Consider the following 12,029-nt stretch of genomic DNA (forward strand, 5'->3'; position numbering starts at 1 on the left):
GGGTGCGGGTATCTGGGGCGCATGCACCACGTCCGGCACAATCTCGGGGCCTGCGCGCAAAGGTGGGGAAATCGCGCGCCAGAATAGGGCGAGGTATTCGATTTTCCTTTCCATATCAATGAATTGTCGGCTAATCGAAATAATCTCCGGTTTTCGTGAGGGGCAAACTTCGGGCGCACATAGGGCGCAAACGTCGACATAATGGTCAGATTCCCACCTCACGCACGTCCGGTCGCCCGGTACCCGCCACGCAATGCGCCTCACGACCAAAGGGCTTCTGCTGATCGCGATTCCCGCCGTATTCGAACTGAGCTTGCTATCAGCCATCGTGAAGGCCGAGACCGACGCCGCCGCCGCCGAGCGCTGGGGCCAGCACAGCCAGGCCGTGCTGGCGCAGGCGTCGCGCGTGCTCGAACCGGTGCTGGTCGAGTCGGTCAAGCTGCGCGGCGCGGTGGCGGCCAACGACACGAGCTACTCCACACCGGTTTCGATGTGGATGGACGTCGACCGCCGCATCGACAGGCTCGTCGATCTCGTCCCCGATAATCCCTCGCAGGTCGAGCGCGCCGTGCAGATTCGCCACGCCGTGCAGAACTATCGCCAATGGTCGGATCGCGTGCAGGATCTGCTGCGCTCGGGCCGCCGCGCCGACCTCGCCGAGCGCTTTCGCGCGCTCATGGCCGCCGATGTGCTCGACCGCGTGCGCACACAGATCGTCTCGTTCCAGACCGAGGAGCGCCGCCTCGACGTGTTGCGGGTTTCCGCCGCCGAAGCGGCGCGCGCCCAGCAGCAGACGCTCGTGATGACGGCCGTGCTCGGCTCGATCGTGCTGGTCGCGCTCGCCGTCTGGGTCTTTACGCGCGGTGTGCGCGGGCGGCTCGATGCGCTTTCCGACAACGCGAACCGGCTGGCCGCAAACGAACCGCTCGCGCCGCTCGCGGCGGGCAACGACGAAATCGCCGAACTCGATCTCACGCTGCACCAGATCAGCCAGCGACTGATCGAAGCCGAGCGGCTGCGCCTCGGTTTTCAGGCCGACCTCGCGCGGCGCGCGGACCAGCTCGCGCGCATCAACGAAAACCTGCGCCAGCAGACTCAGGAAAACGAGATGTTCATCCACGGCGTGTCGCACGATCTGCGCGCGCCGCTCGTGAACCTGCAGGGCTTCTCGCGCGAACTCAATCACGCGTGCAACGACCTGCGCGAGCGCATCGCGAATTCTTCGCTTTCACCACAGGCGCGCGAGCGCATCGAGCGGACCATCAACGAGGATATCGGCGAGGCGCTGCGCTATCTGCAAACGGCCGTGTTGCGCGCATCGCACATCATCGACGCGTTGCTGCGGCTCGCGCGCGTGGGGCGCGTGGAGTACCGGCGACAGCGCGTGAGCGTACAGGAGCTGGTGCAGCGCGTGGTCGACGCGATGCACGCCTCGATCCGCGCACGCGGCGCGCAGGTGAGCGTGCAAACGCTGCCCGACGTATGGGGCGACCCGACGGCGCTGGAGCAGGTGTTTGCAAACCTGATCGGCAACGCGCTCAACTATCTCGATCCGGCGCGCGACGGGCGCGTCGAGATCGGCACGGCTCATGCGCCGCCGGGCGTGGAGTCGCTGCAGATTTTCTATGTGCGCGACAACGGGCTTGGCATTCCCGAGGTGGGCTTGCCGCGGCTCTTTCAGGCGTTCCAGCGCATGCACGGCAATGTGGCACCGGGCGAGGGCATCGGGCTCGCGCTCGTGCGCCGCGTGGTGGAGCGGCACGGCGGGCGCGTGTGGGTGGAGTCGATGGAAGGCGAGGGGACGACGTTCTATCTGTCGCTGCCCGACGCGCTTGCGGTCGCGCCGCCTTTGCCCGGCGACGCGGAGCAGATCATCAGCGCGCTCGAACGCGCGGAGCGTACGGAAGCATCGCCCGGTGGCCTTGCAGGGTATGGTGCGAGCGATGGGACGGGTGGCGCGAACGCGAAGGGCAGCGTTCGAAGCGAGTCAAGGGCGGGACCCGCAACGGCGTTGCGACCACCCGCAGGCGCTTAGACACTTCCAGGCCAGCGGCGCGATGCGGTGACATCGGACCAGTCCGAACTGGCGGTCGGCGCGCGCCGCGCCCCGTGCAAGACAGGCGCGACGCGCGAGTGGATCAGCGCTCGCTCACGGCTCGATGCGCGTACCGAGGAGCGCGAGGAACTGGCGCAGCCATTCGGGATGAGCGGGCCACGCCGGCGCGGTGACGAAGGGGGCGTCCGTCACGGCGCTGTCGATGGCGATGTCGGCGTATTCGCCACCCGCGAGCCGCACCTCGGGGGCGCAGGCCGGATAGGCCGAAATGCGCTTGCCACGGATCACCTCGGCCGCGGCGAGCAGTTGGGCCGCATGGCAGATCGCCGCGATCGGCTTGTTCGCCTGGGCGAAGTGACGCACCATTTCGATGACCTTCGGGTCGAGGCGCAGGTATTCGGGCGCGCGGCCGCCTGCAATGGCGAGCGCGTCGTAGCTGGCGGCGTCGATTTCGTCGAAGGTCGCGTTGAGCGCGAACTGGTGCCCCGGCTTTTCGGTGTAGGTCTGGTCGCCCTCGAAGTCGTGGATGGCGGTCTTCACGCGCTCGCCGGCCTTCTTGCCGGGGCACACGGCGTCGACGCGGTGGCCGACGGCCTGCAGCGCCTGGAACGGCACCATCGTTTCGTAGTCTTCGGCGAAATCGCCGGTGAGGAACAGGATCTTCTTGACGGCCATCGTTTGTCTCCAGAGGTGGACGGTGGAACGGATCGTGCGCGAAGGCAGTCTACCCCATCATGTTTGACGATTTCGCAAAGCATGGCGTCGCGGGCGATGCACTGCAAACCGCCGACTGGCGGCGCTACGTGCCGGGCCGCGACGCGAGCGCGCTTGCCGCCTTGTTTCGCGCGTCCGTGACCACGCTCGCGGCATCGCGCTACGACGCGGCGCAGCGCGCCGCCTGGGCCGCGGCCGCCGACGATCTCGCGGACTTCGACGCGCGCCTCGCGCGCGGCGTGACGCTCGTGGCGCAGTGTGACGGTGCGGCAGCGGCGTTCGGTCAGCTCTTTCCGCTCGATCACGTCGAGATGCTTTACGTCGCGCCGGCATGGTCGCGTCGCGGCCTCGCGACGGCGTTGCTGGCGCGGCTCGAAGCGCTCGCGCGCGAGGCGGGCTCGACGGTATTGGGCGCCGACGCGAGCGCGGTGTCGCGGCCGGTTTTCGAGCGCGCGGGCTTTTCGCTTATTTCGTCGGAATGGGTCTTGCGCGACGGCGTATCATTGCCGCGTTTTCATCTATGCAAGCCGCTTCATGCGGCGAATTTTTCAGGATAACCATGTTTTCGAAGGTTTCGACGCAAAGGCTGACGCTTGCCTCCCTGCTCGTGTGTGTGGCGCTCGCCGCCGGATGTAACAAGCAGGACGCTTCCGCGCCCGATCTGAGCAAGCAGTCCGCCGACGCCGTGAAGCAGGCCACGCAGGACGCCGCCAACCAGGCCGCGCAGCAGGCGGCGCAAACGCTCGGCAAGGCTGCGAGTTTCGTGAACCAGCAACTCGGTGCGGCGCAGCAGAAGCTCGATTCGGCGGCATCGCAAGGTCAGCAGGCGAGCGCCTCGACGGCCCAACTGGCTTCGTCGGCGCAGGGCCAGTTGCGCGGCGCGGCAAGCACGGCGCAAGCCTTGCTCGGGCAGGCCGCCGCGGCCACCGGCACCGGTTTGACGAATGCGGGGCACTCGTTGCAACGCTGGGCGAGCAATGCAGCAGAGGCCGCGTCGGCGCCGGGGCAGGCATCGGATGCCTCGAAGTAACGCTGCAGCCGTGCGAACTGCACTGGACGGGTTGACGCTACGAATTAATGTAATTATGATGGTTACACTTTTTGGCGCGTGGTTCGATACATACGCGCGCGGCTCAGCAGTGGCAGGTTCGCCGTGAATACGAGTAGCCGTTTCGCTTTTGCCGTTCACGTGCTTGCGTTGCTAGCGCAGCAGGAGGGCGTGCCGCTGTCGTCGGAGATCATCGCGGGAAGCGTGAACACGAATCCCGCGCTGATTCGCAGGCTCCTGTCGATGCTTGCCAGCGCGGGCCTCACGGCGTCGCAACTGGGCGCGGGCGGTGGCGCGCTGCTGGCGCGCGAACCGCAGGCGATCACGCTGCTCGACGTCTACCATGCGGTCGACGACGCGCAGTTGTTTGCTATGCATCGCGAGGAGCCGAATCCCGCTTGCCTCGTCGGGCGTCATATCCAGCAGACGCTGCGCGGTGTCATCGACGACGCACAGCGCGCGATGGAGGGGTCGCTCGCATCCCGCACGCTCGCGGACGTTGTTGACGACATGGCGCGCAGCGAGCGCAAACTCGAACGCGCGCGGGCGCGGCGGGCCTGAGCGGAAGGCGCGCGGGCAGATTCATCAGCGGGGCATTGCCCCGTTTTTTCACCCCTGAAATGTAACGTTGTTAGTTACATAAATACGGAAAACAGGAGTCAGTTCATGAGCAAGACGCTGAAAATCGCCCTCTTTGGCGCAACGGGCATGGTCGGTTCGCGCATTGCCGCCGAAGCGGCGCGCCGCGGCCACCAGGTGAGCGCGCTGGTGCGCCAGCCCGAGCGTGTGACGGCCGCACCGAACATCCACGCGGCGAAGGCCGATCTGCTCGACGCGGCGAGCGTCGCCGCCGCGGTGAGCGGCCATGATGTGGTGGCGAGCGCCTACGCGCCGCCCAAGGATCTGCTCGGCGATCTGCTGGTCGCGAGCCGCGCGCTCGTGGAAGGCGTGCGCGCGGCGGGGCTCGAGCGTCTCGTGGTGGTGGGCGGCGCCGGCTCGCTGGAGGTTGCGCCCGGCAAGCAGCTCGTCGATACCGAAGGCTTCCCGGACGCCTACAAGGCGATCGCGCTCGCCCATCGCGAGGCGTTCGACTACTTCCGCACGGTCACCGACATCGACTGGACCTTCTTCGCGCCGGCCGCGATCATCGCACCCGGCGAGCGCACGGGCGCGTTCCGCACCGGCGCCAATACGCTGATTGCCGATGCGAAGGGCGAGAGCCGCATCTCGGCCGAGGACTACGCGATCGCCTTCGTCGACGAGCTGGAGCAGGGCCGCTTCATTCGTCAGATCGCAACGGTGGCCTACTGAGGCGCGAAGCGGCGCTCCCTTCGCGCTGACAAACTGTTACGCACGCGCGAGGCGCGGGGAGGCGGAGTGCGGCTAAACTGGAACGTCCTGTTTTTGCCCCTCCGCCATGAATTCCAGCATCGGACGCGATGGCGCGGGCGCCGGGCCGTCGCGCATGCGCTTCTGTCCGGCGGATCGTGCACTACTTTCACGCGCCGCGCCGGCGCGCTTGTGTGTTCGCGCGCTTCTTCGTGCGCTCGTTCGCGCGCTCATGCTCCTCGCATGCCTCGCGGCGTGCCTCGCCATGCCGGTGCGGGCCGCCGCCCAGGCCGTGCCGGCGCCCGTGCTGCCCGTGCTCAAGAGCATCATTACCGGGGCGCCGGCGGCTGCCTCGGGGGCTTCGGCGGCAGAGGCAGCTTCGGCGCCGTCCCCCGCGAGCCAGGCTGAGTTCACGCGCTCGCTCGACAGCGTCATCGCCACGCTCGACAACGAGCGCCAGCGCACCGCGCTCCTGAATCAGCTCAAGAAGCTGCGCAGCGCGTCGCAAAACGTGGCGCCCGCGCCCGCTTCGGGCGCGGCGGCGACCTCGGGGCTGCTGGGCGCAATCGCGTCGGGGCTCGCTTCGGTCGAGGCGGACGCGCGGCGCGGACGCAGTCCGTTTCATTACTGGGCGGGGCGCTTCAGAGCAGCTGGTGTCGAGCTTTATGACATCGCCTCGGGCGGCGAGGGCGAAAGCCTCGGCCGCGTCGTGTTCGATCTGTTCGCCATGCTGGCCGGCTGGGGCGCCTGCGCGGCGGTGCTGCGCTGGCTCGAGCGGCGGCTGCTCAGGCGTTTCGATGTCGAAACCGGCCTGCGGCCCGATCCGCGCACTATCGATCTGCTCATTTTCGTCGTGCATCGCGCGGCGCCATGGATCGTGGCGTTCCTCGGCGCGCTCGTGGTCGAGCGCTCGCTGCCGGACGCGCTCGGGCGCACGCTCGCCCTCGTGATCGCCTATGCGATCGTCGCGGGCGCGGTGTTCTCGTCGATCTGTCTGATCATGTTTTCGCTGTTCGGCTCGGGGCACCGGCGCGCGGCCGTCCGCCTTCTGATCGCGCGCTCGCGCCGGCTGCTCTTCGCGATCGGCGTGCTGGCCGCACTCGGCGACGCCGCGACCAATTTCGAAGTCGCGCGTCAGTTGGGCGCGAACCTGTCCGCACTGGTGAGCACCGCGGCGAACATGGCGGCCGCGGTGCTGACGGTCGTGTTCGCCATCGGCTTCCGGCGGCCGGTCGCGCATCTCATCCGCAACCGCAGCTATTCGCTGCGCCACGGCCACAAGGCGCTCACCGAAGTCCTCGACGTGCTCGCCTCGCTCTGGCAACTACCGATGTTGCTGCTCGCCGGCGCATCGATCGTCGCCACGTTCGGCGGCATCGGCAGCCGCGACGACGTGCTGCAGATCTCCGTGGTCTCCGCGCTCCTGCTCGTGCTCGCGTTCTTTCTCTCGGCGGTCGTGCTGCGCATCACGCGCCCGAACCCCGCACGCGTGCGGCGGCGCTCGCCGTATCTGCGGCGCCTGCTGCGCTTTGCCGGCACGCTGCTCGTGGTGTTCATCTGGTTCGCGTATTTCGAATCGTGCGCGCGCCTCTGGGACATTTCGCTCGCCGCGATCATCGAGGCGAGCGTGGCCGCGCGCGGCATCGCGCACGCCATTTTCGCGATCGTGTCGACGGTGTTTCTCGCGTGGCTCGTGTGGATCACGGTCGACACCGCGATTCTCGAAGCGCTCAATCCAAGCGGTCCGCGCACCAAGGGCCGCGCGCCCAGCACGCGCGCGCGCACCATGTTGCCGCTCGTGCGCAACGCGGTGCTCGTGACGATCCTCACCATCACCGGCATCGTCACCGCGGCGAATCTCGGCATCAACGTCACGCCGCTGCTCGCTGGCGCGGGCGTGATCGGTCTTGCCATCGGCTTTGGCGCGCAGTCGCTCGTAGCCGATCTCATCACCGGTCTTTTCATCATCATCGAGGAGACAATTTCGGTAGGCGACTGGATCGACATCGACAACGGCCATGCGGGCACGGTCGAGCATCTGTCGATCCGCACCGTGCGGCTGCGCGACGGGCAGGGCGCGATCCACGCCATTCCGTTCTCGCAAATCAAGATCGTGAAGAACCTCTCCCGCGATTTCGCGTTTGCCGTGTTCGAAGTACGCGTGCCGTTCTCGGTCGATCTCGATACGGTTACGCGCATGATTCGCGAGACCGGCGCAGAACTCGTGGCCGACTTCCGCTATCGCCGCGAGATACTTGGGCCCGTGGAGGTGTGGGGGCTCGATCGGTTCGACCCGAACTGGATGGTCGTAAAAGGGCAAATCAAGACGCGGCCGCTGCAGCAGTGGAGCGTGGCGCGTGCGTTCAATGCGCGCCTGAAGCGCCACATGGACGAAGCCGGCATCGAGATGCCGGTGCCGCAGATGCAGGTGCACATGTCCACGCACAGCGGCGATGTCGAGGAGCCGCACGGCGCGGCACATGGTCAGCCGCATCCGCCTGGCGCGCGCGCGGGTGGCGGCATAGCGCGCGATGCCTCGCACGAGCCGCGGCCCGCGCCGCCGCCGACGGCGGGCCCCGAGGGCGCGCCGCCGCAGATTCCCACGGCGGGCAGCCGCGGCTGAACGTCTGCGCCGCGCAGGCCAACTCAAATCACCTTGTCGCGCCGCAGTTGCGCGAGTGCTTCGGCGCTCAGACCCGACACGATGTAGACCGGAGCAATCGCGCCAGCGCATTCTCGAAGCGGCCCGGCGCGATGCGGCGCACTCCCCGGTCAACGAGGGCGCACAGCAACGGACTATGGCGCCTTCGATGGATATGGGGCAGTCGCGTTAAGAGGCGAGCGCCGTATTGCGCACGAGCGGCAGCACGTTGTTGACCTGCGTGGCGATGTGGTCGACGGCCACTCCGTAGACATGCAGCGAGACGGCCTGCACGTCGCTGCCGTTCGAAAGCCTGTGAATGCCGGCGCGACCGCGTCCGCCGAACGACACCGCTCCGCTTGCGCGCGGATGCGAGCGAACCACGTCGGCGCCCTGGCGTGCGTCGTCCCACGCGTAGAGCGTTTCGGTCAGCGTGCCGTCGAGCACGGCGTAACCGCACCAGGTGTGATGCGCATGGATCGGGCTCGCGTGGCCCGGCTGCCAGACCAGCGCCGCGACCGTGTAGCGGCCGCGGCTGTCGGCCGCGATGACATGACGCCGATACGTGTCGGCGCTGCCTTCGCGCTGCGCGCGCGTGACGAGCGCCGGGTCGGCGAGCGCACGCGTGAGCGCCGCGCGCATGCCGCGCGCGAAGCGTGCGCAGCGCGACGGGTCGCCGGGCATCGCGCAGCCATCGAAGGCGGCGTCGAGTGCGGCGGTAAAGCGCGCGACGGCGGCAGCGTGCTGCTCGGCGGCGTGGACGGTGCTCAGCAGGGCGAGTTCGGCAGGGGCGTTCATGGCGTGTTCTTCTTCCGGTTTCTACAAGAAGATTTATAGCTGTTCGCGCCTAGAAAGAGTTTTCCTATTCTTTTCCCGTTTGCCCATCGTGTAGAATAAATTTCTACGTTTCGGGGAGTGCGGAAATGGATCTCATCGACAGAAAGCTGGTTGAGCTGCTGCAGCAGGACGCGACCATGCCGGTCGCGGAATTGGCGCAGAAAGTCAATCTTTCGCAAACGCCGTGCTGGAAGCGCGTGCAGCGTCTGAAGGAAACGGGGGTGATCCGCGCGCAGGTCGCGTTGTGCGACCCGCGCAAGCTTGGCGTGGGGACAACGGTATTCGTCGCCGTGCGCACGAACCAGCACACCGAGGCATGGGCGCAGACTTTCACGCGCGCCGTGCAGGAGATTCCCGAGATCGTCGAGGCGTATCGGATGAGCGGAGAGACCGACTACCTGCTGCGCATCGTGGTCTCCGATATCGACGACTTCGACCGCGTCTACAAGCAGCTCATTCGCGCCGTGCCGCTGTTCGACGTCAGTTCGAGCTTCGCGATGGAGCAGCTCAAATATTCGACGGCGCTGCCGGTGCGCAGCGGCACCTAACGGCTCGCGGCGCAAGCCGTCTGCAAGGCATGGCGGCGTAGAATGCCCGTTCCTGTCATCCAATTCGAGGCTGGGCACGACCGATGAACGAACCGCGCAAGAAGAACCCCACCATTGGCGTTGCCGTGCTCATCGTCGTGGTGGTGCTGTTCGTGATCGGCACCGTGCTGTTCAACGCGCTGAAAAGCAAGCGCGAGTATGAAGAGACCGTTGGCGCTGGCGGGGCGAATGCATCTGCGAGCACGGCCGCCTCGCAAGCCAGCGGCTCGACGCAGTGACGCGCCGGGCCTTCTCCTTGTTATTCCTCCGGTAGCCGGATGACGCTCGCGTCCCGGCGAATGAGCCAGGACGCCGTGATCATCTGCTTGCACTGGTGTGCGAGCAGCTTGAGTTCCTGGGAAAGTTCCGCGGAGGCGCCGAGCGCGCGCTCGGCTTCCACCACCATCGCATCGAGTTCGCGCGTGAGCTGCTTCGTGATGTCGGCCTGATCGACGGGCGCAGGCGTGCCCGCTTCAGCGGCGACGAGGTTCTCGCGCACGCACGAAAGCGCGCGCTCGAGCGCGTCGAGCTTGATCTCTGGCTGCTCGGGCCGCGCGGTGCTGCGCAGGAGCGGGGCGGTGGCCGTGATCTGCGAGGCGAGCACGTGGCTGCGCACGAGCAGGTCGTTGAGCTCAGGCACGAACTTCTGCGCAGCCTTCGGTTCGAGCATCATGCGCTGGAACGCCTGGCCGAGATTCGCAAACGCCACGTGTACGTTTTTGCGCGCGAGCCGGTAGCGGAAGTCGCGCGCGAGCGAGGGCGCTGTTGCGGCTGCGCCCGCAGCGGCCTGCGCGGTTTGTGCAGTGGCTTTCGCGCCCACGGCCGACACAGGCGAGCCGGGAGCGCTGGCTGTGGGGGAGTCGTCGATGGTTGCGGCGGTGGAGGTGGCGGCGACGGGTTCGTCAACGACGCTCGCTGCGTTTGCCGAAGCGCTCGCCACTGCGCTCACGCTGCTCGACACCGTATTCGCCACGCCGCCCGCTTCGGCTGCGAACGTCGCCGTGGGCGCTGCATGGGCGGCGGCCACGCGTGCGCCGGCCTCGCTCACCGCGGCCCCCGCGAACGCTGGCTGCGGCGCGTTCGTGCGCCCGCTCCACCACCAGCTTGCCTCGAGATAGCTGCGTGTCGCGGCGATCATGTCGTGCACGAGCTTGCCCATCAGACGGTATTCCCAGTACGGGAACAGATGGCTCGCGGCGATGGCGATCATGCAGCCCACCACCGTGTCGATCGCGCGCTCGCCGATGATGCGCATGCTGCCCGGCGCGAGCAGATGGAACATCAGGAGCACGTAGGCCGACGTGAACACCACGCTCGCCGTGTAGTTGAAGAGCAGGAGGCTGTAGCTCATCACCATCGCCGCGAACATCGAGACGAGCAGCACGAGCGGCTGCTTCACGAGCAGGATCAACGCAATGCTCGCGACACAGCCGATCAGCGTGCCGACGATACGCTGCGCGTTGCGCTGGCGCGTGAGCGAGTAGCCTGGCTTCAGGATGATGATGCTCGTCATCACGATCCAGTAGGCGTTGGTGAGCGGCAGAAGCCGCCCGAGCCAGAAGCCCACCGCCACGGCGATCGTCACGCGCAGCGCGTGGCGAAAGCTCGGCGAGGCCATCGTGAGATTCGAGAAAATCTGCAGCCAGGACACGCGTCGGTTCGTCACGAAGCGTGTGAGCGCCTCGTCGATGCGCAGCTCGGTTTCGGTCGTCGGCACTTCGCTCGCGAGGCTGCGGCGCATGCGGTCGATCAGTCGTGTCGCGCTCCAGATACGCCGGAACGACGCCGAGATCGCCGCATAGGCCTCCGGGTCGGTCGTGGCCAGGTCGCGCTTTTTCAGCAGCTCGAGTTCGTATTCGATGGCGCGCAACTCGGCCTTCACGTTCACGCTCGCGCGCGGCGCCTCGTTTTGCAGCACCGCGAGGCCAATGTCTTCGAGATCGGCGGCGGCCTTGCGGATCAGGTCGCGGTAGAACACGAGCAGGTCGGAGCCGCCGAAGGTGTTGCGCACGAGTGGGTAGTCGGTGTGCGCGCCCACGAACAGCTCATGCAGATCGACCGTGTTGATGAACAGGTTGAAGTGCATCGCGCGCCGCGCATCGATCTTGCCGGCCCTGAGTCTGGGCAGGTTGCGCAGCACGATATCGCGCGCCGCGTCCTGGCGCTCGACGGCGGCGATCTGCTTCGCGACGAGGTTGCGATAGCACTCGTCGAGATCGTTGTCGAGGTCGAAGAACTGGGCGCGTGCGAGCAGGTAGTCGGCGCAGGCGAACACGCTTTCGGCGAGCGCCTGCTGCTCGATGCGATCGAACATGAGCTGGCTGATCAAGGTCGACCACGCCGTGTACCAGAGGCCGCCCAGCAGAATCCACAGCGCATTGACGAGGGCGAGGTGCGGCGTGAAATGCTCCTCGAGCGTCATCACCATCATGAAGAGGGTGGCGAAGCTGATCTGCGGCCAGCGGTTGCCGTAGACCACGATCAGCGAGAGCGCGAAGGTGAGCGGCACCACGGTGGCCCATAGCGCGATGGGACTGAAGGTGGCGAGGCCGGTCGCGTAAGCGGAGAGAAACCCGATCATGCTGCACGCGAGCATTTCGTTGCGCTTGTACTTGAGCGGCCCCGGCATGTCGACCACGCAGGCACCGAGCGCGCCGGTCGAGATGGTGAAGCCCAGCTCGCTCTTGTGAAACACGAACAGGCACAGGACAGCGGGAAGCGAGATCCCGATCGCGATGCGCAGGCCGCCGTAAAAGTACTGGCTATAGAGGAATTTCCTGATTTCTACGGAGTAGCGCATCGACTGCCGGGAAGTTC

At 67.0% G+C, this 12,029-nt stretch carries 11 protein-coding genes; 8 read left to right on the forward strand and 3 right to left on the reverse strand.

The window, feature by feature from the left end:
* Positions 1 to 253 precede the first annotated feature (253 nt).
* The gene (locus tag M3I54_RS11365) at positions 254 to 2,035 is read left to right on the forward strand and encodes an ATP-binding protein (RefSeq protein WP_254335859.1); all 1,782 of its coding nucleotides are present in this window, start codon (positions 254 to 256) and stop codon (positions 2,033 to 2,035) included.
* A gap of 114 nt (positions 2,036 to 2,149) precedes the next feature.
* Here M3I54_RS11365 and M3I54_RS11370 read toward each other — a convergent pair whose 3' ends face one another.
* Positions 2,150 to 2,731, reverse strand: coding sequence for a DJ-1/PfpI family protein (locus M3I54_RS11370; protein ID WP_028204790.1), 582 nt, complete (start codon positions 2,729 to 2,731; stop codon positions 2,150 to 2,152).
* Between the two features lie 59 nt (positions 2,732 to 2,790).
* Here M3I54_RS11370 and M3I54_RS11375 point away from each other — a divergent pair, with 59 nt between their 5' ends.
* From M3I54_RS11375 to M3I54_RS11395, 5 genes are all read left to right on the forward strand, one after another.
* Positions 2,791 to 3,327 (forward strand): GNAT family N-acetyltransferase, encoded by a 537-nt coding sequence (locus M3I54_RS11375; RefSeq protein WP_254335861.1) that lies wholly within the window; start codon positions 2,791 to 2,793, stop codon positions 3,325 to 3,327.
* 2 nt (positions 3,328 to 3,329) lie between these two features.
* Positions 3,330 to 3,800 (forward strand): hypothetical protein, encoded by a 471-nt coding sequence (locus tag M3I54_RS11380; RefSeq protein ID WP_254335863.1) that lies wholly within the window; start codon positions 3,330 to 3,332, stop codon positions 3,798 to 3,800.
* Between the two features lie 123 nt (positions 3,801 to 3,923).
* The gene (locus M3I54_RS11385) at positions 3,924 to 4,379 is read left to right on the forward strand and encodes an Rrf2 family transcriptional regulator (RefSeq protein WP_254335865.1); all 456 of its coding nucleotides are present in this window, start codon (positions 3,924 to 3,926) and stop codon (positions 4,377 to 4,379) included.
* A gap of 105 nt (positions 4,380 to 4,484) precedes the next feature.
* Positions 4,485 to 5,129: an NAD(P)-dependent oxidoreductase gene (locus tag M3I54_RS11390; RefSeq protein ID WP_254335866.1), complete on the forward strand. Its 645-nt coding sequence runs from the start codon at positions 4,485 to 4,487 to the stop codon at positions 5,127 to 5,129.
* 106 nt (positions 5,130 to 5,235) lie between these two features.
* A complete protein-coding gene (locus tag M3I54_RS11395) occupies positions 5,236 to 7,770 on the forward strand; it encodes a mechanosensitive ion channel family protein (protein WP_375542127.1) in 2,535 nt (844 codons plus the stop codon).
* A 207-nt stretch (positions 7,771 to 7,977) separates the two neighbouring features.
* On the opposite strand, the gene M3I54_RS11400 is transcribed toward M3I54_RS11395, so the two are convergent.
* Positions 7,978 to 8,586: a cysteine dioxygenase family protein gene (locus M3I54_RS11400; protein WP_254335867.1), complete on the reverse strand. Its 609-nt coding sequence runs from the start codon at positions 8,584 to 8,586 to the stop codon at positions 7,978 to 7,980.
* Between the two features lie 125 nt (positions 8,587 to 8,711).
* On the opposite strand from M3I54_RS11400, the gene M3I54_RS11405 reads away from it, so the two are divergent.
* Positions 8,712 to 9,173 (forward strand): Lrp/AsnC family transcriptional regulator, encoded by a 462-nt coding sequence (locus M3I54_RS11405; protein ID WP_254335868.1) that lies wholly within the window; start codon positions 8,712 to 8,714, stop codon positions 9,171 to 9,173.
* A gap of 83 nt (positions 9,174 to 9,256) precedes the next feature.
* A complete protein-coding gene (locus tag M3I54_RS11410; protein ID WP_254335869.1) occupies positions 9,257 to 9,451 on the forward strand; it encodes a hypothetical protein in 195 nt (64 codons plus the stop codon).
* A gap of 20 nt (positions 9,452 to 9,471) precedes the next feature.
* Here the strand turns inward: M3I54_RS11410 and M3I54_RS11415 are convergent, their stop codons facing one another.
* Entirely contained in the window at positions 9,472 to 12,012 is a 2,541-nt protein-coding gene (locus M3I54_RS11415) for an FUSC family membrane protein (protein WP_254335870.1), read from the reverse strand.
* Positions 12,013 to 12,029 lie beyond the last annotated feature (17 nt).

This window comes from Paraburkholderia sp. CNPSo 3274 (genome assembly GCF_024206475.1).
Classification (GTDB): domain Bacteria; phylum Pseudomonadota; class Gammaproteobacteria; order Burkholderiales; family Burkholderiaceae; genus Paraburkholderia.